This window comes from Microbacterium testaceum, assembly GCF_029761935.1.
Lineage (GTDB): Bacteria > Actinomycetota > Actinomycetes > Actinomycetales > Microbacteriaceae > Microbacterium > Microbacterium testaceum_A.
This window is the reverse complement of record NZ_CP121699.1, coordinates 3158133-3180841: the sequence shown is the minus strand read 5'-3', so window position 1 is coordinate 3180841 and position 22709 is coordinate 3158133. Positions and strand designations below refer to the sequence as shown.

General features: G+C 70.3%; 18 protein-coding genes. 11 read left to right on the top strand and 7 right to left on the bottom strand.

Features of this window, described 5'->3' with window-relative positions:
- Positions 1 to 12 precede the first annotated feature (12 nt).
- The 4 genes from QBE02_RS15200 (at position 13) to QBE02_RS15185 (ending at position 5217) form a co-directional block, all read left to right on the top strand.
- Positions 13 to 2181, top strand: coding sequence for an RNA degradosome polyphosphate kinase (locus QBE02_RS15200; RefSeq protein ID WP_074696623.1), 2169 nt, complete (start codon positions 13 to 15; stop codon positions 2179 to 2181).
- Entirely contained in the window at positions 2178 to 3128 is a 951-nt protein-coding gene (locus QBE02_RS15195) for an NUDIX hydrolase (protein WP_279366475.1), read from the top strand. The genes QBE02_RS15200 and QBE02_RS15195 overlap by 4 nt, the downstream gene beginning before the upstream one ends.
- Positions 3125 to 3766, top strand: a complete 642-nt coding sequence (locus QBE02_RS15190; RefSeq protein WP_279366474.1) for a hypothetical protein — start codon at positions 3125 to 3127, stop codon at positions 3764 to 3766. Before QBE02_RS15195 ends, QBE02_RS15190 begins: the two co-directional genes overlap by 4 nt.
- Before the next feature lie 107 nt (positions 3767 to 3873).
- Positions 3874 to 5217 (top strand): HNH endonuclease signature motif containing protein, encoded by a 1344-nt coding sequence (locus tag QBE02_RS15185; RefSeq protein WP_279366473.1) that lies wholly within the window; start codon positions 3874 to 3876, stop codon positions 5215 to 5217.
- A gap of 359 nt (positions 5218 to 5576) precedes the next feature.
- On the opposite strand, the gene QBE02_RS15180 is transcribed toward QBE02_RS15185, so the two are convergent.
- A complete protein-coding gene (locus QBE02_RS15180) occupies positions 5577 to 6875 on the bottom strand; it encodes a M1 family metallopeptidase (RefSeq protein ID WP_279366472.1) in 1299 nt (432 codons plus the stop codon).
- Entirely contained in the window at positions 6872 to 10810 is a 3939-nt protein-coding gene (locus QBE02_RS15175) for a Pls/PosA family non-ribosomal peptide synthetase (protein ID WP_279366471.1), read from the bottom strand. Before QBE02_RS15175 ends, QBE02_RS15180 begins: the two co-directional genes overlap by 4 nt.
- Positions 10811 to 10969: 159 nt before the next feature.
- Here QBE02_RS15175 and QBE02_RS15170 point away from each other — a divergent pair, with 159 nt between their 5' ends.
- The 4 genes from QBE02_RS15170 (at position 10970) to pstB (ending at position 15157) form a co-directional block, all read left to right on the top strand.
- Positions 10970 to 12097, top strand: a complete 1128-nt coding sequence (locus QBE02_RS15170) for an extracellular solute-binding protein (protein ID WP_279366470.1) — start codon at positions 10970 to 10972, stop codon at positions 12095 to 12097.
- Between the two features lie 155 nt (positions 12098 to 12252).
- Entirely contained in the window at positions 12253 to 13272 is a 1020-nt protein-coding gene (gene pstC, locus QBE02_RS15165) for a phosphate ABC transporter permease subunit PstC (RefSeq protein ID WP_074696616.1), read from the top strand.
- Positions 13269 to 14357, top strand: a complete 1089-nt coding sequence (gene pstA / locus QBE02_RS15160) for a phosphate ABC transporter permease PstA (RefSeq protein ID WP_279366469.1) — start codon at positions 13269 to 13271, stop codon at positions 14355 to 14357. The genes pstC and pstA overlap by 4 nt, the downstream gene beginning before the upstream one ends.
- 20 nt (positions 14358 to 14377) lie before the next feature.
- Positions 14378 to 15157, top strand: coding sequence for a phosphate ABC transporter ATP-binding protein PstB (gene pstB / locus QBE02_RS15155; RefSeq protein ID WP_056229315.1), 780 nt, complete (start codon positions 14378 to 14380; stop codon positions 15155 to 15157).
- 55 nt (positions 15158 to 15212) lie between these two features.
- Here the strand turns inward: pstB and QBE02_RS15150 are convergent, their stop codons facing one another.
- From QBE02_RS15150 to sigK, 4 genes are all read right to left on the bottom strand, one after another.
- Positions 15213 to 16097: an aminodeoxychorismate lyase gene (locus tag QBE02_RS15150; protein WP_279366468.1), complete on the bottom strand. Its 885-nt coding sequence runs from the start codon at positions 16095 to 16097 to the stop codon at positions 15213 to 15215.
- A 188-nt stretch (positions 16098 to 16285) separates the two neighbouring features.
- A complete protein-coding gene (locus tag QBE02_RS15145) occupies positions 16286 to 16924 on the bottom strand; it encodes a DNA-directed RNA polymerase subunit beta (protein WP_279366467.1) in 639 nt (212 codons plus the stop codon).
- Between the two features lie 97 nt (positions 16925 to 17021).
- Positions 17022 to 17840, bottom strand: a complete 819-nt coding sequence (locus QBE02_RS15140) for an anti-sigma factor (RefSeq protein ID WP_279366466.1) — start codon at positions 17838 to 17840, stop codon at positions 17022 to 17024.
- Positions 17837 to 18427 (bottom strand): ECF RNA polymerase sigma factor SigK, encoded by a 591-nt coding sequence (sigK, locus tag QBE02_RS15135; protein ID WP_279366465.1) that lies wholly within the window; start codon positions 18425 to 18427, stop codon positions 17837 to 17839. The genes QBE02_RS15140 and sigK overlap by 4 nt, the downstream gene beginning before the upstream one ends.
- Positions 18428 to 18757: 330 nt before the next feature.
- Here sigK and QBE02_RS15130 point away from each other — a divergent pair, with 330 nt between their 5' ends.
- Entirely contained in the window at positions 18758 to 19429 is a 672-nt protein-coding gene (locus tag QBE02_RS15130) for a fasciclin domain-containing protein (RefSeq protein WP_279366464.1), read from the top strand.
- A gap of 106 nt (positions 19430 to 19535) precedes the next feature.
- Here the strand turns inward: QBE02_RS15130 and QBE02_RS15125 are convergent, their stop codons facing one another.
- Positions 19536 to 20585, bottom strand: a complete 1050-nt coding sequence (locus tag QBE02_RS15125) for an iron-siderophore ABC transporter substrate-binding protein (RefSeq protein ID WP_279366463.1) — start codon at positions 20583 to 20585, stop codon at positions 19536 to 19538.
- Between the two features lie 23 nt (positions 20586 to 20608).
- Here QBE02_RS15125 and QBE02_RS15120 point away from each other — a divergent pair, with 23 nt between their 5' ends.
- Positions 20609 to 21661, top strand: coding sequence for a FecCD family ABC transporter permease (locus QBE02_RS15120; RefSeq protein WP_279366462.1), 1053 nt, complete (start codon positions 20609 to 20611; stop codon positions 21659 to 21661).
- Positions 21658 to 22674 carry a FecCD family ABC transporter permease gene (locus tag QBE02_RS15115; protein WP_279366461.1) on the top strand — a complete coding sequence of 339 codons (1017 nt, stop codon included), beginning with the start codon at positions 21658 to 21660 and terminating at the stop codon, positions 22672 to 22674. Before QBE02_RS15120 ends, QBE02_RS15115 begins: the two co-directional genes overlap by 4 nt.
- Positions 22675 to 22709 lie beyond the last annotated feature (35 nt).

Genomic DNA, 22709 nt, shown 5'->3' with positions numbered 1-22709 from the left:
AATGATGTGGGGATGATGGAACACGACTCGCTGGATGCCGGTCTCGGCGACGCCGACGACGACGACTTCGACGAGGCCGTAGAGGCCGAGGACGACCAGCTTCCCGACCACCGCTACCTCGACCGCGAGATCAGCTGGCTGTCGTTCAATCAGCGCGTGCTCGAACTGGCCGAAGACCCCACGGTCCCCGTGCTCGAGCGCGCGAACTTCCTCGCGATCTTCGCCAGCAACCTCGACGAGTTCTTCATGGTGCGCGTCGCCGGCCTCAAGCGCCGCATCGTCACGGGCCTGGCCGTCCCGACCAACGTCGGTCGCGCCCCGCTCGACGTGCTCGCCGACATCTCGGCCGAGGCGCACCGCCTGCAGCTCCGCCACGCCGCCGCCTGGACCGAGAAGGTGCGCCCCGCTCTCGCCGACGCCGGTATCGAGGTCGTCACGTGGGACTCGCTCGACGAGCCCACCGCCGAGCGGCTCACCGAGTACTTCCAGCGCAACGTCTTCCCGGTGCTCATGCCGCTGGCCGTCGACCCCGCGCACCCGTTCCCGTACATCTCGGGCCTGTCGCTGAACCTCGCGATCCGCATCCGCAACGCCCGCACGGGCCGCCAGGAGTTCGCGCGTCTCAAGGTGCCCCCCATGCTCCCCCGCTTCGTCGAGATCGGCGGAGACGGGCCCGGCGTGCGCTACCTGCCGCTCGAGGAGCTCATCTCGAACCACCTCGGCGACCTGTTCCCCGGGATGGAGGTCCTCGATCACCACGCGTTCCGCTTGACGCGCAACGAGGACATGACGATCGAAGAGGACGAGACCGAGAACCTCATCCAGGCGCTCGAGGCCGAGCTCCTGCGTCGCCGCTTCGGCCCGCCCATCCGCCTCGAGATCACCGAGGACATGGACGACGTGACCCGCTCGCTGCTGCTGAGCGAGCTCGACATCACCGAGCAGGAGGTCTACCGCCTTCCCGGCGCCCTCGATCTGCGCGGCCTGTTCGACCTCTCGCGCATCGACCGGCCCGATCTGCGCTACCCGCCGCACGTACCCAAGACGGCTCTGGCCTTCCAGCCGCCCGAGCAGAACGGCCGCGCCGACCTGTTCGGCGCGATCCGCAAGGGCGACGTGCTCGTGCACCACCCCTACGAGTCGTTCGCGACGAGCGTGCAGGCCTTCCTCGAGCAGGCCGCCCGCGACCCGCACGTGCTCGCGATCAAGCAGACGCTGTACCGGACGTCGGGCGACAGCCCCATCGTGCAGGCGCTCATCGACGCGGCCGAGGCCGGCAAGCAGGTGCTCGCGCTCGTCGAGGTGAAGGCCCGCTTCGACGAGGCCAACAACATCGTCTGGGCGCGCAAGCTCGAGAAGGCGGGCGTCCACGTCGTCTACGGCCTCGTCGGCCTCAAGACCCACTGCAAGCTCGCCCTCGTCATCCGCGAAGAAGAGGGGCGCCTGCGCCACTACAGCCACGTCGGCACGGGCAACTACAACCCCAAGACGAGCCGTATCTACGAGGACTTCGGCCTGTTCACCGTCGACGACCAGGTCGGTCGCGACCTCACGCGTCTGTTCAACGAGTTGAGCGGGTACGCGATCGAGAAGAAGTTCAAGCGTCTGCTCGTCGCACCCCTGCACCTGCGCCGAGGGCTCCTGCGCCACATCGACAAGGAGCGCCGCAACGCTCTCGAGGGCAAGCCCTCGGGGGTGCGGATCAAGGTCAACTCGATGGTCGACGAAGAGATCATCGATGCCCTGTACCGCGCGAGCCAGGCGGGCGTGCCCGTCGAAGTGTGGGTGCGCGGCATCTGCTCGATCAAACCCGGCGTCCCCGGGATGAGCGAGAACATCACGGTGCGCTCCATCCTCGGCCGCTACCTCGAGCACTCCCGCATCTTCACGTTCGAGAACGACGGCGACCCGCAGGTGTTCATCGGCAGCGCCGACATGATGCACCGCAACCTCGACCGCCGCGTCGAGGCCCTTGTTCGCGTGGTCGACCCCGTGCAGGTGCAAGAGCTGACGACCCTGTTCACCCTGGCGATGGACGACGGCACGAGCTCGTGGCACCTGGGCTCCGAGGGCGAGTGGACGCGGCACAGCGTCGACGATGCCGGGGCGCCCCTCATCGACCTGCAGGAGCACACGATGGCTCTCGTCCAGCGCAAGCGTCGGGCCCGGACGGCGCGGTGACGAGGACCGAGATCGAGACCGCCGTCTACGCGGCCGGCGGTGTGGTGTGGCGGCAGGTCGAGGGGAAGCTCCGCATCCTGCTCATCCACCGCACGAAGTACCGGGATCTGACCCTCCCGAAGGGCAAGGTCGACCCCGGCGAGACGCTCGCCGAGACCGCCGTGCGCGAGATCCGTGAAGAGACCGGCATCCGCGTCTCGCTCGGGGTGCCCGTCGGGGTCTCTCGATACCGGATGCCGAGCTCACGCACCAAGATCGTGCACTACTGGGCGGCCGAGGCGACCGATGCCGCCGTGCGCAGCTCGACGTTCGTGCCGAACAAAGAGGTCGCGGCGATCGAGTGGGTGAGCCTGAAGAAGGCCCGAAAGAACCTCAGCTACCCCGTCGACATCGAGATCCTCGACGAGTTCACGCGGATCGTCGAAGAGGGGGCCCTGCCCACCTTCCCGATCGTCGTGTTGCGCCACGGCAAGGCGCGGGCCCGCGAGGAGTGGGAGGGCTCCGACAGCGCCCGCCCCCTGACCCCGCGCGGGCGCCGCCAGGCCGAGGCGATCGTCGGTCCCCTCCTCGCCTTCGGTGTGCGTCGGGTCTACTCGAGCCCCGCCGAGCGCTGTGTCCGCACCGCCGCTCCCCTCGCCCAAGCCCTCGGCCAGCGCATCCACCTGACCGAGGCTGTCAGCCAGGACGCGTGGGAAGAGGGCCACGCCGACGCCCGGTCGCTCATCGGCGAACGGGTGCGCGCGCGCAAGCCGGTCGTCGTGTCGAGCCACCGACCCGTCCTGCCCGACATCCTGCACGAGCTCGCGCTCGCGACCGGAACCATGGGCGGCTCGTACCTCGGGAGCGCTTCGGCGCTGGAGCCCGCGGCGTTCTCGGTCGTGCATATCCCCGTCGAGCACCCCGGCGCCGGCATCGTGGCCATCGAGACGCACGAACCAAAGGTGTGACGCTTCCCAGCGGCATCCGTCTCGTCTGGCGCGAGGTCCCCGCGGGCTCCGCGCGCCGAGACGTGTCGCGGGCTCTGCTGGCCGAGCTCCTGCCGGGCGCTCGGTTCCGCTCACGCTGCCCCGCGTGCGGCGGGGACCACGGCCGCATCCGCGTGGAGGGGGCGGATGCCGCGGTCTCGGTGTCGTACGTCGAGGGGTGGGCCGTCGCGGTGGCGGCGCGGGGTTACGAGCGCGTCGGGCTGGACGCGGTGCCCGCCGATGCGGGGGGTCTGGAGCGGGTGCTTCCGGCGGAGGCGTATCTCTGGCCCACCGGGGTTGCCGAGAGAATCACCCGGGCGTCCCCTGCGGGGGGACCGGACCGCGCGCAGGCCCGGGCGTGGGCGCGGGTGGAAGCCGTCCTCAAAGCGGACGGACGGGGCATCGTCGTGGACCCGCAGCAGGTGGAGGTGGCGCTCGACGGTACGACATGGCTGGCTCGGGTGCGGCCGGTTCCGCGTGGTCAGGCGTGGTCGAGAAGCGACGACGAGCTCGTCGCAGGCGCTCGCGGATGGCGAGGATGGGACCTCGACGGTCCTGACGGCGTCGTGCTCGCTGTGGCGACGCCTGCGCCCGCGGAGACCGTCGCTGCAGACGCCTGACCGTCCCTCTCGACGCCGTTCCTCCACAGGACTGCTCCGCGATAAGTTATCCCCACCTGGGGTTTTCCTCCCGTCGCAATGTCGGAGGTCCCCGCTAGCATGCACACATGCACGATGGCTCCTCCGCGACGAACCCCACCGACGGACCCCGCGTTCTGTCGGTGCTCGTCGACGAGGTCCACCGCGCCAGGACGGCTCTCGCTGCAGCCGACGCTGCCCGCACCCGCGCCCTCGCCGAGGCCGGCCACCTCGCCCTCGACGTCATGGCGGGACAGTGCGCGTCCTCCCGCGCCGCCGAGCTCGCCCTGCGCGAGGTGGCATCCGAGATCGCCGCGGCCGAGAACCTCTCCGACCGCACCGTGCAGACCCAGATCACCCGGGCGATGACCCTCGTCGACGACTACCCCGACACGTTGTCGGCGTGGGAGGCCGGTGCCCTGACCCGCACCCACGTGAACACCATCCTCGATGTCGGCTCACCCCTCCCCGTCGAGGTGCGGGAACAGTTCGACGCCCTCGCGGTGAGCACCGCAGAAGGCCTCAGCCCCGGGCGCCTCCGCTCACGCCTCGCCGCCCTCGCCGAACGCCTGTACCCCACCACCCTCACCGAGCGCCACCACCGCGGCCGCGACACCCGATGCGTGAGAATCGTGACCGGCCCCGACGGAATGTCGGACCTCGTCGCCACCCTCCCCACCGTCCTCGCCATCGGAATCCACGACCGCCTCACCCTCCAAGCCAGAGCCCTCATCGACGCCCGCCTCGACGACCCCCAGGCAGCCAGCGACGAACGCACCACCGCGCAGCTCCGCGCCGACATCCTCACCGACCTGCTCCTCACCGCAGCCCCCGAAGCCGACCCCACCCGCACCGACGACGGCCCCGGCACCCTCGGAACCATCCGCGCCCGCGTCCAGGTCGTCGTCCCGGCCCTCACGATCCTCGACCCCACCGCCGAGCATCACGACCCCGCCGACCTCATCGGGCACGGCCCCCTCGACGCCGCCACCGCCCGCAGCCTCGCCGAAGCCACCACCCTACCCTGGGACCGCGTCATCACCCACCCCGTCACCGGTGCCGTCCTCCACACCGACACCTACCACCGCACCACCGCCATCGACCGCTACCTCCGCGCCCGCGACCGCCGCTGCCGTTGGCCCGGGTGCACCGTCCCCGCCATCCGCTGCGAAGTCGACCACACCCGCGACCACGCCCTCGGCGGCCCCACCCACGTCGCAAACCTCGCCCACCTCTGCCAACGCCACCACACCCAGAAGCAGTTCACCCGCTGGAGCGTGAAACAACTCCCCGGCGGAATCCTCCACTGGACCAGCCCCACCGGCCGCACCTACACCGACGAACCCCTCCCCTACTCCCCCGCCGTCCGCTTCCTCCCCGACGACCCACCCCCGCCCGACCCCGACGACGACGGCACACCCCCACCCTTCTAACGGGCGGCGGGGTCTCGAAGGTCAGAGCGCGACGCCGTCCGATGGTTTCCGTGATCCCCGGCAGGTGCGTCCGCATCCGGGCGCGCCCGACCGCACGCCGGCGCCTGCGTGCGCGGCGCCGGGATCGCGAAACCGCGTGAGCGCACCAGGATCATGGCCGCGCGCGAGCGCATCGCGATTCGGGCGCAGGGGGGAGGGATCGACGTGCTCATCCCCACCAGAAGGTTCACGCACCGTCGTCGCGGCGCGCTCGTACCCCCGGATTGTCCGACCCTTCAGACGCATGCGAGCGCCGGGCGGTGGTCCAAGAAGCCGGGATCGCGACCCGCTGGAGCAGAGCTCGTCGCGCGAGCCGGCCGTCAGGGTCGCGCGGGCACTGCCACGTCGTCGATCCACCGCGACAGCACCGCCGCGGCATCCGGTCCCCCGGCGCGCTCGACCGCGGCGCGGAAATCATCCGTGGTGACGAGGGCATGGCGGTGGTCCGCCGTCCACGACCGCAGGAGATCGAAGAACGCCTCGTCGCCGAGGGTGCGACGCAGCGCGTGCAGCGTCAGGGCCCCGCGCTTGTAGACCCGGTCGTCGAACATGTCATCGGGTCCGGGATCGACCAGCAGGAGGTCGCGCGGCTTCGCGGCGAGTCGCGCGTAATAGTCCGCGACGCACGACTCGACGGAGGCCCCGCCCGAGGTCTCCGACCACAGCCACTCCGCGTAGCAGGCGAAGCCCTCGTTGAGCCAGATGTCGCTCCACCGGGCGATGCCGACGCTGTTGCCGAACCACTGATGGGCCAGCTCGTGCGCCACCAGACGCTGCGCGGCGGGAACGAGGTGGTTCATCCCGAACACGGCGAGCCCCTGCGCCTCGAGGGGGATCTCGAGCTCGTCGGCGGTCACCACGAGGGTGCACGCTTCTTGGGGGTACGGCCCGAAGAAGCGGTCGAAGGCCCGCAGCATGTCGGGCACCGTCGCGAAGGCGCGATCGACCGCGGCGGTCAGGGCGGGAGGGGCGGTGACCGTGACGGCGGGCACCAGGGCGTCACCGGTGCCCTCGAGCTGACGCGTGCGGTACCGACCGACGTGCACGGCCGCCAGGTACGTCGCCGTGGGGACGTCGGAGACGAACGTCGTCGTCGTCCGGCCGCCCCGCCGCGTAGTGGGGCCCGCGACGCCGGTGGCGGCGGCGACGTAGCCGTCGTCGACCGTGATCTCGAGGCGCATGCGCGCCCTGTTGTCGGGGCGGTCGTTGCACGGGAACCATGTCGGGGCGCCGATGGGCTGCCCCGCGACGAGAGCGCCGTCGGACAGCTCCTCCCAGCCCACGGTTCCCCACCGCGACCGGCGGGGAGCGGGCGCACCCGCGTAGGTCACCTCGACCTCGAAGCGGTCCCCGGCGGCGAGAGCCCGCGGGGGTGTCACCCGCAGGACCCGCGGCCCCGCCGAGAATCGCGCGATCGCACCGTCGACGCGCACGCGCGACGTTCGAAGGCCGACGAGATCGAGGGCGAACGACGGCACGGCCTCCCGCGCGACCGCGACGATCGTGGCGACGCCGTCGAGGCGGTTCGTGCGGACGCGATAGCCGATCGCGAGGTCGTACGACTCGACGTCGTACGAGAGGTCGCCGCTCTGCGGGGCGTAGGGGTCGGCCACGCTCACGTCGTCGACTGGTACGCGCGCACCTTCACCGCGCGCCACGGACCGATGGGGTTGCCGCTCCACCGCGAACCGACCGGGACGGTCTCACCGCGCATGACGAGCGAGGCGGGCCCCACGGTCGCGTGCGCGCCGAGGGTGGAGGCGGGGAGGACGACGCTGTGCGGACCGAGGGTCGACCCCGGCTCCAGCTCGACGGTATCCATACTCATGATTCGATCATGGAACAGGTGCGTCTGAACGACGCATCCGCGGTTGACGGTTGACGCGTCGCCCAACGTGACCAGGTCGGGTTCGGGCAGCCAATAGCTGTCGCACCACACGCCGCGACCGATCTTCGCGCCGAGGCTGCGCAGCCAGACGGCGAGCGCCGGGGTTCCCGCCGCCGCGCGCGCGAACCACGGGGCCGCGACCATCTCGGTGAAGGTGTCCGACACTTCGGTGCGCCAGACGAAGCTCGACCACAGCGGCTGCTCGCCCGCGCGGATCACGCCGACGATGGCCCACTTCGCCGCGGTCGAGAACCCCGCGGCGACAGCCCCCGCCGCGAGCAGCACGACGCCCGACAACAGCAGCGTCCACACCGGACCGAGCGCGTCCCAGAGCGCGGCGAGAGCGAAGATCACGCCGAGGCCAATCGCGCAGGTGACGACGACCGGCACGAAGCGGCACAGCTCCCACAGCGTCCGCGCGAGACGCAGGCTCGCGGTCGGTCGATAGGTGCGCGACTCGTCGCCCTCGGCCGAGAGCCGGCGAAGACGCACCGCGGGCGAGCCCAACCACGACGATCCCGCCTTGGCCTTCATCGGAGCCGCGGACAGCACGGCGACCAGCCCGTCCCGAGGAACGCGGTGGCCGGGCGCGGCCATTCCGGAGTTGCCGAGGAAGGCGCGCTTGCCGATCCGTACGGGCCCGATGCGCATCCACCCCGCGCGCAGTTCGTACGACGCGACCATCGTGTCGTCGGCGAGGAACGCCCCGTCTTCGATGCGCGTCATCGACGGGATGAGAAGAACCGTCGAGGCCTCGACGTCGTGTCCGACGCGCGCACCCAGCATGCGCAGCCACACGGGCGTGAACAGCGAGGAGTAGAGGGGGAAGAGCACCGTGCGGGCGGCATCCAGGAGTCTTTCGATCGTCCACGCCTGCCACGCCACGCGGCTGCGCACCGGGTGGGTGCCCTCGGTGAGGCCGATCGACATCACGCGCACGAGAAGCACCACGGATGCCGCGAACACCAGGCCCGCGACGGCGACACCCGGGACGAGCCAGGCGAAGGCGCCCGCGGCCGCGTGGCCGAGATCGCCCGCCCCGCGGATCCCCTGCGCCACGACGAGACCACCCACGGTGAAGGAGGCGAGCGGGAGAAGAGCGAGCACCACCGCCGACGCCGCGTAGGCCCACAGCCAGCGGGTGGGCGCCGGCGGCCGCTGCGTCGGCCACCCCTTCGCCGTCCCGCCCACGCGGACGGCGGGCGATCCCGCCCACGACTGGTCCGCCTTGACGCGTCCGAAGACGGCCGAGCCCGGCGCGATCTCGGCACGACGACCGATGCGGGTGCCGGGTGCGAGCGTCGAGCGAGCGCCGACCGTGGCCTCGGCGCCGATGCGCAGGTCGCCGATGCGGACGAGGTCGCCGTCGATCCAGTACCCGGTCAGGTCGACCTCGGGCTCGATCGAGGCCCCGTCGCCGACGACGAGCATCCCCGTGACGGGAGGCAACGCGTGCAGGTCGACGTTCCGACCGATCCGCGCGCCCAGCGCCCGGGCGTAGTACGACACCCAGGGGGCTCCGGCCAGACCCACGGCATCCACTTGATCGGCGATCTGCTCGGCGAGCCAGAGCCGGATGTGCACCCACCCGCCCCGCGGATAGTCGCCGGGGCGCACGCCGGAGAGAAGAAGTCGAGCGGATGCCACGGCGATGGCCATGCGCCCGAACGGCGTCGCGAAGACGAGGAGACCGACGACGAGAGCCGGCCAGGGCACCGACGGCAGCACGTCGAATCCGGGGACGAGCCGAAGGAGCGCCGAGGCCGTGAGCAGGTACAGCAGCCACCGCACACCCGAGAGGATGAACAGCGGAGCGCCGAGGAGGGTCTGCGCCCATTGGGTGGTGCGCGGCGTCGGTTCGGCGCGGTGGAAGGCGGCGGGCGTCTCGTCGGAGAGCTGCGGCCCCAGCGCCTTGGCCATGGCCCCGAGGCGCGGTACGTCGTAGATGTCGGCGACCGAGAACTCCGGCACCCGTGCCCGGATGCGCGAGACGAGCTGCGCGGCGGCGAGCGACCCCCCACCGAGATCGAAGAAGTCGGCCTTGCGCTCGGTGACGGGAATGCCCAGAACGGCCTGCCACTGCTCGGCCAGCCAGGCCTCGTCGACCGAGAAGTCCGTCGCGGCGGGGGCTTCCACCCCCGGCAGGGGCCACGGGAGGGCCGCGCGGTCGACCTTGCCCGAGGTGCGGACCGGGAGCGAGTCCACCACGCCGAGGAGGGGGATGGTCGCGGCCGGGAGTCGTTCCGCGAGAGCCGCACGGGCAGCCCCGCGATCGAGCTCGGCTCCGACCTCCATCACGAGATAGCCGACGAGGACCGGCACCCCCGCTTCGGTGGTCCGCACCGCCACGGTCGCCGCGCTCACGTCCGGAAGATCCTGCAGGGCCGACTCGACCTCGCCGAGCTCGATCCGGCGGCCGCCCACCTTGACCTGATCGTCCGCGCGCCCCTGGAACACCAGCCCCTCGCGCTCGAAGCGCACGAGGTCTCCCGAGCGATACGCCCGCTCCCACCCGAGGGTCGGCATCGGTGCGTACTTCTCGGCGTCCTTCGCGGGATCGAGATACCGGGCGAGGCCGACACCGCCGATGATCAGCTCGCCCACCGCGCCCTCGGCGACGGGGAGTCCCTCGGCATCCACCACGGCGAGGGCCCACCCGTCGAGGGGCAGGCCGATGCGCACGGGCAGAGAGCCGTCGAGCGGAGCCGCGCACGCCACGACGGTGGCCTCGGTCGGACCGTAGGTGTTCCACACCTCGCGCCCCTCGGCCACGAGGCGAGCGGCGAGCTCGGGCGGACACGCCTCTCCGCCGAAGATCAGCAGGCGCACGTTCTCGATCGAGTCGGCCGGCCACATCGCGGCGAGGGTCGGAACGGTCGAGACGACCGTGATCCCCTGCCGCAGCAACCACGGGGCCAGGTCCTCCCCCGAGCGCACGAGAGAACGAGGAGCCGGCACGAGGCACGCCCCGTGTCCCCAGGCGAGCCACATCTCCTCGCACGAGGCGTCGAACGCGACCGACAGTCCGGCCAGCACGCGGTCGCCGGGGCCGAGCGGCTCGCCCTGCAGGAAAATCCGCCCCTCCGCCTCGACAAACGCCGCCGCGGAACGGTGAGACACCGCCACCCCCTTCGGGACGCCCGTGGATCCCGAGGTGAAGATGATCCACGCGTCGTCGTCGATCGTGGGCGGGGCGACGATGGGGACGGCACTCGTGCTCGGGTGCGGTGCCGCTCCGTCGTAGAGACGGACGAGATCGCCCTCGGCCGCGACGAATTCCCCCTCCCCCGCGACGATGCCGCGCACCCCGGCTTCGCCGAACACCAGGCGCGCGCGCTCGTCGGGGTCATCGGCATCCACCGGCACGTAAGCGGCGCCCGCCGCCATGACCGCGAGGATCGAGACGTACAGCTCCTTCGACCCGGACGGCATGCGGACGCCCACGCGGTCGCCCCGACGCACCCCCGCCTCGTGCAGGGCCGCCGCCGTCCGCCACACCCGCGCGAGCAGTTCGCGGTAGCTGAGGGCTCCCGATCCGTCGTCGATCGCGGAGGCCTCCGGATGCCGAGACGCGACGCCAGTGAGGATGTCGATCAGGGTGCGCGCGGGAGCCGCGGCCCCCGTCCGGTCGAGCGGGGCCTGAGCTTCGGAAGCGGAGGTCGTCACGGGGATGAACAGTACAACCCCCGGGGAAACACCCCGGAACGGCCGCCCCGGTTCACCTTCCGTTCACCCGTGCAACGCAGTCTGTTAGCAGTCGCTGTTTACCGTTCACGACGAACCCTGCACCGGGTTCCTGTTCCCGACATGCGAAGGATTCACACCGTGAAGATCTCCCGACTCGCCCAGCTGGGCACCGTGGCCGCCGTGGCCTCCCTGACCCTCGCCGGCTGCGCCGGCCCCTCGGGCTCCGGCGACGCCGCGGGCTCGACCCCCTCGTCTACCTCGTCCGACGTCGCGTTCACCATCGACCCGAACCTCTCGGGCACGATCACCGCGGGTGGCTCGAGCGCCCAGGCCAACGCGCAGGCCGCGTGGACCAGCGCCTACAACGCCCAGGCAAAGGGCGTCACCATCAACTACGACAAGTCGCAGGGCTCCGGCGGTGGCGTCACCAACTTCCTCAGCGGCGCGTACGACTTCGCCGGGTCCGACTCGCCGCTGAACGCGGACCAGACGGCCCAGTCCAAGGCCCTCTGCACCGAGGGTGGCGTCAACATCCCCGTCTACCTCGACGGCGTGGCCATCATCTTCAACATCCCCGGCGTCACGAGCCTGAAGCTCTCGGGCGAGACGATCGCGAAGATCTTCGCTCTGCAGATCACCGACTGGTCCGACCCGGCCATCACCAAGGACAACGGCACGGCCCTCGCCGCCGGCGCCATCACCACCGTCGCGCGTTCCGACGGCTCGGGCACCACGCAGAACTTCACAAACTACCTCGCCGCGACGCAGTCGTCGGTCTGGACCTCGCCCGCGGGCAAGGACTGGCCCATCGAGGGCAACGTGTCGAAGCAGAAGGGTGGCTCGGGCGTCGTCGAGGCCGTCAAGGCCGGCACCGGAACCATCGGCTACGCCGACCACTCCGCCATCGGCAGCCTGAACGCCGCGTCGATCATCCAGGACGGCACCGCCATCGCGTACAGCCCCGAGGCCGTCACCGCGACCTTCGCGGCCGCCGCGGTCGACGCCAGCAACGGTGTCGCCGGCGACCTGTCGAAGAAGTTCGACTACTCGAAGCTCACCGCTGAGACGTACCCGATCCCGCTCGTGTCGTACGCCGTCACCTGCACCACTTTCAAGGACGCCAAGCAGTCCGAGCTCGTGAAGTCGTACCTCGGCTTCGTGACCAGCACGCTCGGCCAGCAGGTCGCGGCCAAGAACGCCGGCTCCGCGCCGCTGCCCGACTCGGTGCTCTCGGCTGCTGCCGAGACCCTCGCGTCGATCAAGTAAACATCTCTTCGGACTCGGCCCGGCCCGCACCTCATGTGCGGACCGGGCCGGGCTGATCGGAGCGGTCGACCAGCTCGAACGCTCCGCTGAGCCAGCATCCTCAGAGAACACCCGACCGAGGAGAACCATGACCCGTGCCGAGCGTGAGGTCCCCCGTGACTGACACCGTCGCTGACACAGAGACCGCCCCGTCCTCCCCTCCCCCGCCTCGGACGTCGATCGTCGGCAAGCGCCGCGTCGGCGATTCGGTCTTCCTGGGGCTGTCGACCACGGCCGCCGTGTCGATCATGATCATCCTCGCCGGGGTGGCGATCTTCCTGATCATCCGCGGCATCCCCGCGATCACCGGCAACTGGACCGAGGGCGACCTCGCCGGCTACCAGAACGGCAGCTGGACCAACTTCTGGGAGTACGTCGGCCCGCTGCTGTTCGGCAGCATCTGGGCCGCGCTCATCGCCATGGTCATCGGCACGCCGGTCGCCATCGGCATCGCGCTGTTCATCTCGCACTACGCCCCGCGTCGGATCGCCGGCTTCCTCGGCTACATCGTCGACCTGCTGGCCGCGGTCCCCTCGATCGTCTTCGGTCTGTGGGGCATCATCGTCATGCGCCCGCTGCTCGTGCCGGTCGGTGAGTTCCTCAACCAGTACCTCGGCTGGATCCCGCTCTTCCAGGGCCCGGTCTCGACCACGGGTTCGACGATGTTCACCGGTGGTGTCGTCCTCGCCGTGATGATCCTCCCGATCGTCACCTCGATCACGCGCGAGATCTTCCTGCAGACCCCGCGCCTGCACGAAGAGGCCGCCCTCGCGCTGGGCGCCACGCGCTGGGAGATGATCCGCCTCGCGGTCTTCCCCTACGCCCGCAGCGGCATGGTCTCGGCCACGCTCCTCGGCCTCGGCCGTGCGCTCGGAGAGACGATGGCCATCGCGCTGATCGTCTCGCCCAGCCTGATCTACTCGGTGCTGCTGCTCACCGACGGATACAACTCGCAGACCATCGCGGCCAACATCGCGCTGAACTTCCCCATCGCCACCGACCTCCAGCGCTCGGCGCTGATCGGTACCGGCCTCATGCTGTTCGTCGTCTCTCTCGCGGTGAACATGCTCGCCCGCTACATCATCGGGGCGACGGGCCCCGGTGCGAAGGGTCGCAAGAAGGGCAAGCGCTCATGACCGTCACGGCCCCCTCGTCCTCGTCTCCCCTGGCCCTCACCAGCGGCCAGCTGCCCCGCTTCATCGAGCCCGCGCTCCTGGTCGGCGTGGCCGTCGTGGTCGCGGTCCTCCAGCTCCTGCTGGGCGGCTTCACCCTGGCGACGTGGCTGATCCTCTCGGCGGTGCTGTACCTGATCGCCATCGGGGTCGGGTCCTCGATCGTCGAGAATCGCCGCAAGGCGGTGGACCGCGTCGTCCGCGGCCTGGTGACCGTCGCGTTCCTCCTCGCGGTCGCACCCCTCATCTCGACCCTGTGGACCGTGGTCTCCAAGGGCCTCGCGGTGGTCAATTGGAACTTCGTCACGCAGGTGGGCGGCACCGCCTTCAACCCCGACACCCTCGAGGTCGTCGCGACGGCGGGCGCCTGGCAGGCCATCACGGGCACCCTCATCATCACGGGTATCGCCGCCCTCATCTCGGTGCCGATCGGGGTCCTCGCCGCGGTCTACCTGGTCGAGTACGCACAGCCGAACAACCCACTGCGTCGCGCGATCACCTTCCTCGTCGACGTGATGACCGGCATCCCCTCGATCGTCGCCGGTCTGTTCGCGTTCTCGCTGTTCAGCCTGGTCGTCGGTCCGAAGGCGTTCAGCGGGTTCTCGGCATCCATCGCCCTCTGCGTACTGATGATCCCGATCGTCATCCGCTCCACCGAAGAGATGCTGCGCCTCGTCCCGGCCGACTTGCGCGAGGCGTCCCTCGCGCTGGGCGTGCCGCGCTCGGCGACGATCATCAAGGTCGTGCTGCGCACCGCCGCATCGGGAATCATCACCGGTGTCGTACTGGCGGTGGCCCGCGTCGTCGGTGAGACCGCGCCGATCTTCATCGCGGCGAGCTTCACCGACAACTTCAACGCCAACCCGTTCGAAGGCCCGATGCAGACCCTCCCCGTGATGGCCTACACCGCGTACAGCTTCCCCGGTCAGGACATCGATGCGTCTCAGGCGAACGCCTGGGGTGCGGCCTTCCTGCTCGTCGTCCTCGTCGTCATCTTCAACCTGATCGCCCGTATCGTGGCGGCGGTGTTCGCGCCCAAGGCGCGCTGAGCCCAGAAAGGCACTCACTCGTGTCCAAGAGCATCGAGGTCCAGGACCTCAACGTCTACTACAGCGACTTCCTCGCGGTCGAGGGCGTCTCGATCGACATCGAGCCCCGCTCGGTCACCGCCTTCATCGGCCCCTCGGGCTGCGGCAAGTCCACGTTCCTGCGCACGCTGAACCGCATGCACGAGGTCATCCCCGGCGGTCGCGTCGAGGGCCGCGTGCTCATCGACGGCGACGACCTCTACGGTCCGGGCGTCGACCCCGTGCTCGTGCGTCGCCACGTCGGCATGGTCTTCCAGCGCCCCAACCCGTTCCCGACCATGTCGATCCGCGAGAACGTGCTGGCCGGCGCGAAGCTCAACGACAAGCGGATGCCGAAGAGCGACGCCGACGCACTGGTCGAGAAGTCGCTGCGCGGCGCCAACCTCTGGAACGAGGTCAAGGATCGTCTCGACAAGCCCGGCGGCGGCCTCTCGGGCGGTCAGCAGCAGCGTCTGTGCATCGCGCGCGCCATCGCCGTCTCACCCGACGTGCTGCTGATGGACGAGCCGTGCTCGGCCCTCGACCCGATCTCGACCTTCGCGATCGAAGAGCTGATCGGCGAGCTGAAGAGCGAGTACACGATCGTCATCGTGACGCACAACATGCAGCAGGCCTCGCGCGTGAGCGACAAGACGGCGTTCTTCAACATCGCCGGCACCGGCAAGCCCGGAAAGCTCATCGAGTACAACGACACCGCGTCGATCTTCACCGCACCCAGCGTCCAGGCGACCGAAGACTACGTCTCGGGCCGCTTCGGATAAGCAGTCCCGTGCGAAGGCCCCGCTTCGGCGGGGCCCTCGTCGTTCCCCGGGCCGCTCAGTCGCGGGGGCTGAGCAGGTAGGCGTTCAATTCATCGGTGAAGGCGCGGTCCACCGGCACCTCGATCCCGTCGACGGATCGGATCGGGGCCGCGAGCCGCACGCTCGACAGCAGCCAGGCGGCATCCGCGGTGGCGAGGTCTTTCGCCGGCACCGTCTCGTACGCCGTGGTGAAGCCGCGACCCTCGAGGTACGCGAACAGACTGAGCTGCGTCGTCCCGTGCAGGATGCCGGCCTGCGGCTCGGGCGTGACGAAGCGGTCGCCGACACGCAGGACGACAGATGCCGTGGGCGCCTCGAGCAGGTAGCCGTCGCTCGTGACGAACACGGCGTCGTCGGCCCCGCGACGTTTCGCCTCGCGGATGGCGGCCATGTTGACGGCGTACGACAGCGTCTTGGCCCCGAGCAGGAGCCAGGGAGCGCGCGCGGGGACGTCGAGGGTGTAGCCGCGATCAAGGGTGGCGACAGCGACGCCCTTCGTTCGCCCGCTCGTGTTGTCGGGAGCGTCGGCGAGCGTGATCCACGCCGTCGGCGCGGGGCCGTGCTCGACGCCGCGGCTGAGCAGCAGCTTCATGACGTTCTCGCCCTCCCCCGCCTCGCGCGCCACGCGCTCGATCGCGACGCGCCACTGGGCGAGGTTCGGCGCGGGAAGGTCGCAGAGCGCCGCGGAGTGCGCGAGGCGCGCGAGGTGCGGCCCGACCTCTTGCGGACGGCCGTCGACGACACCGAGGCTCTCGAACACGCCGTCTCCGCGCTGGGCGCTGAGCTCGCCCACCCCGAGGGCGGGTCCGTGTGGGTCGATCTCGTGCAGCGTGTCGTGGTAGTCGGCGCCTTCGTCATCGGATGCCGCAGGGTCGATCACGAGAGCGAAGCGCCAGGCCATGAGCCGAGCCTACGCCGCACCACCGACACGCCCGGGTCTTGTCAACCGGGCTGTTCGAGGGAATGTCCGATGGCGGGGCTTGTTACACTTTTCTAGCCGGGCCGCAGTAACCCCGGGCTCCATCTTCTGCCGCTATGAGCGGCCATGCGCCGAGAGGCGTTCTGCGGTCCGGCACTTATCTTTTCCGCTCAGGTCAGCGCGTCACGGCGCCAGAGAGCGGCGGATGCCGACAGGTCCTCCGCGTACGTGGCGAGCCGCAGAGCGCGCGTGGTGAGGGCCGATGCCCGCTCCGACTCCGTGTTCTCGTAGTCGTCGGCGAGGTGCGTGGACCCCGCCGCCTGCACGCGGCAGAACGCCGCGGCGCGATCGAGGGCCACGGCGAAGTCCCCTTCGAAGAGCCCGCGCAGGATGGTGTCGATCAGCTGCACCAGCTCTTCGGGGCCCGCCGGCGCCGGAGCCCCGGCCACCACGGCATCCACCGTCGCCATCTCCACCCGACCGCGCTCGTAGAGCAGGGCGGCTGTGGCGGCGTCGTCGTGGATCATCAGCTGCAGAAGATAGAGACGCCACAGCGCGCCGGGCAGAGAGCGAGCGGGCGAGCGCGACCACAGCTCGGCGATGTCGTCGATGCCGTGATCGTCGGTGAACGCCACCAGCCGCTCGACCACGTCGATGCTCGGGTCGGCTCGCACTCGCGACAAGAGCGCCTGCGCCGTGCTGTGCGCGACCCGCGACACCTCGGCCGGGTCCTCCGCCGCGAACAGACGGTCGAACAGCTCTGCGGGACGCCGAACCGGCTTGTGGAATTCGCGGGGGGAATCGCTCATGCATCCAGGCTAGAGCGTCCCCCTCGCGGGGCGGGCCGCACGCAGCCTAGCGGGCGGCGGCGGCACCGGAACCCCGCAAGGGGCAGCGCGAAGGCGATCAGGCCGTGGCGACGGCGAGCACGGGGGCCGAGCTCGGCGTGCCGTCGGGAGAACCACCCGCGGGTTCGACCGTCACGGCGATGACGTCACCGCTGTGCATCTCACCTGAGAGCTGAGCCGTGGCGTTGCCATCGGCATCCGGCTCGAAGATCCCGGCCGGGATCGCGATCTGGTTCTCACCGCGAACGAACCACAGCTCGTAGGTCTTGCCGTCGGGCAGCGCCGGCATGCCGTCGGCGACAAGCACGCTCTTTCCGCTCGAGGGCGACCAGTGGGCCGTGGCGACCGTGCCGTCGGGCATTGTCGCCGACGCCGACTGCGCGTCGGGTGCGTCTTCGATCTGCTGGAGGGCGACGACCGCGGCGGGCGGAGCGAAAAGCTGACTGACGGTGACGGCACCGAAGCCGAGCACGAGGACGGCGGCGAACGATGCGGCCAGCGCGAACCAGCGACGGGCACCCCATCCGGATCCCGGAGACGTGCCGACCGTGACGGCCTCGCGCTCGGGCTCGGTGACGGCGGGACCGGCCGCAGCGAAGTCTTCGACATCGTGGACGGGTCCGGCGGAGGGAGCGGATGCCGCTGACTCCTGCGGGAGGTTGGAGATGCGCGCGAACAGCGAAGCCCGCACGGACGGCGGGGGCTCGACCGGCTCGACCGTGGCGCTGATCGCGGCGACGGCGTCCAAAGCGCCGCGTACGTGGTGGTCCCAGTGCGGGTTGCCCGCGAGAGCCTCCTGGTACGCGCGCTCATCAGCCTCAGACAGCGCGTTGAGCGCGTGTCCGACGGCGAGGTCGGCGAAATCCCTCTCGTTCACTTGTCCACCCCCATCTCCATCCTCAAGCGCGACAATCCGTCGCGCATTCGTGTCTTGACCGTACCGAGCGGTGCCCCGACGAGGCTCGCGATCTCACTTTGGCTGTAGCCGCCGAAATATGCGAGCGTGAGCGCTTCTTTCTGTGCGTCGGGGAGCGCCGCCAGTGCATCGACGACGCGCCGCCCTTCCATTTTCAGTTCGACCTTCTCGGAAACGGCGTCGTATGCGACGTCCATATCCCGGAAGCCCGCGCGCACATCTCGATCGACGCTCGACTGCGAGGACCGCACGCGGTCCACCGCTCGACGGTGCGCGATCGTGAGAACCCACGATCTTCCCTGTCCTCTGTTCGGAGTGAAGCGACCAGCGGATTGCCAGATTTCGAGGAAGACCTCCTGAAGCACTTCCTCGCTCTGCGAGCGGTCCACGAGCACGCGGAGGATCAGACCGAAGGCGCGGGCCGACAGGGAGTCGTACAACTCGGCGAAAGCGGCGCGGTCGCCGGCGGCGACGCGCTGCAAGAGGACACCCACGTGGTCGGCGTTCTCCGTCCCGTCGTCGGGAAGGTCGAAACCGTCGATCACCATGACCCCATCATTGCCTACGCCCCGCGCGCCCCCGCGCGCGTGTGCGCGTGGCGAGACAGCTCGGGGTAAACCGTTATCTTGGGCCTCCGCGGCTTTCCCAGCGTCTCGGGGCCTTGGTCGAAAAACATTCTGAGGAATATTTATTCGTGCGTGACCAGGGTTTTAGAGACCTTCGAATGCCGGCGACGGGTCTCATCCGCAACATTTCGCAATCCGATCCCGAGGGGGTCCCGAAGACCCTGTGTAAGCCGCTCCACGGCGAACCGCCCCTCGCACCGGGGTGTCCCTGACGGGTCGCAGACGCGATCCGGATGATTTCGGAGGAATGTCATGCTCACCAACAAGAAGCCCGTTGTCGCTGGTCTCGCCCTCGTTCTGGGCTCGGCCTTTGCTCTCACCGCATGTTCGGGTGGCACCACCTCGGGTGGCTCGACCACCGAAGAGAGCTCGATGCCCTCGATGTCGGCCTCGCCGTCGATGTCGTCCAGCGCGATGGACCCCGCCGCCAACCTCGTCGGCCCCGGATGCGCCGACTACGCCGCCGCCGTTCCCTCGGGCTCCGGTTCGGTCGCCGGCATGGCCGCTGACCCGGTGGCCACCGCCGCCTCGAACAACCCGCTGCTGAAGACGCTCACCGCGGCCGTCAGCGGCCAGCTGAACCCCGACGTCAACCTGGTCGACACGCTGAACGGTTCTGAGTTCACCGTCTTCGCCCCGGTCGACGACGCGTTCGCCAAGATCCCGGCCGCCACGGTCGACGGCCTCAAGACGGACTCGGCGACGCTGACCAAGATCCTCACGTACCACGTGGTCCCCGGCCAGATCGCGCCCAGCTCGATCGACGGCACCCACACCACGGTCGAGGGCCAGGACCTCACCGTCTCGGGTTCGGGCAACTCCCTCAAGGTGAACGACAGCGCCAGCGTCATCTGCGGTGGCGTTCAGACGGCCAACGCCACCGTGTACCTCATCGACACGGTGCTGATGCCCCCCACCATGTAATTCACGAAAGCGCGAGTCATCGCGTTTTCGACCGGTCGATGATCGACCGATCCTGACGGCGAGCGCCGGACCCCAGGCGAGGGGGTCCGGCGCTCGCTTTCGTTCGTCAGGAACCGAGTGTGCGGATGATCTCGTCTTGCACGAGCCGAGCCGCGACGGGGCCGGCATTCATGAACCACGGGTCGAAGTCGACGGTCGTCGTCTTCTGTCCGGTGACGGCGGAGAGGGTCTGCCACAGCGGCGCCTGCTCGATGAACGAGACGCCCTGCCCCGTCCCGCCGTAGAACACGTGATCGGCGTCGGCGAGGTCGATCTGCTCGGCGCTGATCTCCTGCGACGTCTCGTCGAACCGCTGCGACTCCGGGCGTCCGAGACCGAGATCCTCCGCAATGCCTCCCGCGAAAGACGGCAGTCCCATGATGCGCGTGCGGTCGCCCGTCGACTGCAGAAAGGACACCGTCGGCTCCCCCGCCGGGTGCGTCTGCGAGAAAGCGGCGCTCCGCGCGTGGAGATCGTCGAGGATGCCGCGGGCCTCACCCTCGTCGCCCAGGGCGTCGGCGATGAGGAGGAAGTCGCTCTTCCAGTTCACTCCGTTGCCCTTCGTCACCACCGTGGGCGCGATGGCCGCGAGGGCGTCGTACAGCTGAGCACCCCGGGTCGAGTTGATCAGGATCAGATCGGGCGCGGCCTGCGCGATCGCCTCGAGGTCGGGCTCGGTCCGCTGGCCGATGTCCGACATGGCGTCCAGCGCCGGCACCCGCTCGGGGAACGCGTCGAGCAGATACCGGGGCACCAGTCCGCTGTTCTCGGCCCGGGTCGCCGCCACCGGCACATGGCCCAGGGAGAGGAGCGCGTCGAGCTGCCCCGTGGAGACGACCGCGATGCGCTTCGGCTCGGAAGGAAGCTCGGTCGTCCCGGCGAAGTGCGTCACCTCGCGGGGGAAGACGCCGTCAGCTTGCGCGGAGCCCATGCCGGGCTCGAGGTCGCGCGAGACGGTCCACTCCCCGGTCGAGCCGGCCTCGGCATCCACCGCCGAAGATCCCGCGGCGGGGCCGGCGCACCCGGAGAGGGCGAGCACGGCTACGGCGAAGCCGAGGCCGACGAGTCGTCGAGGACGGAATCGGGCACGGGAGGACGAGAAACGAAAGTCGATCACCTGGTTAGGTTATCCTTACCTCCGTGAACGTCGTCCAGCCGCCCACCGTCCCGGGCGTGACGGAACGGGATTCGCGTCGGCGGTCGTCGCGACGACGCGCGGTCATGTTCTTCCTGGTCGTCAGCGGCATCCTCGTCGGACTCGTCCTCGCGAGTCTCGCCGTGGGATCTCGCGCCCTCAGCCCCCTCGATGTCGTGTCGGCCCTCTTCTCGGATCGACAGGATGCCGCCGGCGTCATCGTCCATCAGCTCCGCCTGCCGCGCACCCTCACCGCGATCTTCGCCGGCGCCTGCCTCGGCGTGGCCGGCGTGCTCATGCGCGCCGCGACGCGGAACCCGCTCGCCGACCCGGGCCTGCTCGGGGTGAACGCGGGCGCCGCCCTCGGCGTCGTCGTCGCGATCGGGTTCTTCGGCGTCGCGACGGCGAGCGGATACGTCTGGCTCGCTTTCGCGGGCGCGGCGGGAGCATCTCTGCTGGTGCACACCGCCGTCCCCGGCGAGCGGCGCGACGACACCATCGGTCTCGTCCTGGCCGGGGTGGCGCTCAGCGCGTGCCTGGGCGCCGTCGTCCGCATCATCACGCTGGCCGATGACGACACCTTCGAGTCGTTCCGATTCTGGGCGGTCGGTTCGTTCGAGCGCCGCGACCCGGACGTCGCGCTTCAGCTCCTGCCCTTCGCCGTCGTGGGCCTCCTGCTCGCCGTCGTCGTGTCACGGGGCCTTGATCAGCTGCAGCTCGGCGCCGACCTGGCGCGGGCGCTCGGGGTCTCTCTCCCGCTGGTCATGGTCGGCGCGGGCGTCGCCATCACCCTGCTCTGCGCCGCCGCGACCGCGGCAGCGGGACCTCTGGCCTTCATCGGTCTGCTCGTGGCTCACGCCGTTCGCGGCGCGGTGGGCGGGTCCGTTCGGATGTCGCTCCCCCTGGCCGCCGTGACCGGGGCAGCGCTGACGCTCGCGAGCGACGTCCTCGGCCGGGTCATCGCCCCTCCGGGCGAGGTGGAGGCGGGGATCGTCGCCGCTTTCCTCGGGGCCCCGCTGCTGCTGTGGCTCATCGTCCGGAAGAAGCGGATGCCGTGAGCACGGCCACCCCCCTCCCCACTCCCGCGCGCTCGCGACGGCACCGCCGATACGCCCTGGTCCTGGTCGGCACGCTCGTCGTCGCGGCGATCGCCGCGGTCGTCGGCCTCACGACCGGCTCCTTCCAGGCGTCCCTCGGGCAGGTGGCATCCGCGCTGACCGGAGAAGGTGACGGCCGGACGAGCGTCGTGGTCGTCGGCCTGCGCGTCCCGCGCGTTCTGGCCGCTCTCGCCATCGGCGCCGCCCTCGGCGTGGCCGGAGCCGTGTTCCAGACGCTCGCGCGCAACCCGCTCGCGAGCCCCGACATCGTCGGATTCAGCGCCGGGTCGGCCACCGGGGCGCTCGTCGGGCTCACTCTTCTCGCGCCCGCCGCCTCTCCCGCCGCCGGGGCATGGATCGGCGGCCTTCTGACCGTCGTGGTCGTCATGGCCATCGCCCGCAGCGTGGGCGTCTCACGAGAGCGGACGATCCTCGCCGGCATCGCGCTCTCGACCCTGCTGTCGGCGGTCAACGACTACCTCTTGACCCGGGCCCCGCTCGAGATCGCCCGCAACGCGACGCAGTGGCTTCACGGAAGCCTGGCGGCGACATCTCTCGACGATGTGGCGCTGCTGCTCGCGTCGATCGGCATCCTGTCACTCGTGTTGATCGTCGTGTACCGCGACTTCCGCGCTCTCGAGCTCGGTGACGACACCGCTGTCGCCCTCGGGGTGCGCACCGGGCGGGTTCGCCTCGTGCTGATCGTCGTCGCCGCGCTGCTCACCGGGACCGCGACCGCGGTCGCCGGCCCCATCGGTTTCATCGCCCTCGCCGCACCGCAACTCGCCCGACGCACCATGGGCACCAGCGGGATCCCGCTGGTCGGCTCCGCTGTCACGGGCGCCTCCGTGCTCCTCGTCGCCGACGTCATCGCCCAACGCGCCCTGGCACCGTTGCAGATTCCGGTCGGCCTGCTCACCGCCGTCGTCGGGGGCGCCTACCTGTTCTGGATCGTGTCGCGGCGACGCCGGTGAGCACGAGCGCCCCCGCGAGGCCGGTAGGCTGGACG

Coding starts and splice junctions, on each gene's coding strand:
- QBE02_RS15150 (WP_279366468.1), bottom strand. CDS start 16,097: ATGGCCTGGCGCTTCGCTCTCGTGATCGACCCTGCGGCATCCGATGAC.
- pstA (WP_279366469.1), top strand. CDS start 13,269: ATGACCGTCACGGCCCCCTCGTCCTCGTCTCCCCTGGCCCTCACCAGC.
- sigK (WP_279366465.1), bottom strand. CDS start 18,427: ATGGTGATCGACGGTTTCGACCTTCCCGACGACGGGACGGAGAACGCC.
- QBE02_RS15130 (WP_279366464.1), top strand. CDS start 18,758: ATGCTCACCAACAAGAAGCCCGTTGTCGCTGGTCTCGCCCTCGTTCTG.
- QBE02_RS15185 (WP_279366473.1), top strand. CDS start 3,874: ATGCACGATGGCTCCTCCGCGACGAACCCCACCGACGGACCCCGCGTT.
- QBE02_RS15200 (WP_074696623.1), top strand. CDS start 13: ATGATGGAACACGACTCGCTGGATGCCGGTCTCGGCGACGCCGACGAC.
- QBE02_RS15145 (WP_279366467.1), bottom strand. CDS start 16,924: ATGAGCGATTCCCCCCGCGAATTCCACAAGCCGGTTCGGCGTCCCGCA.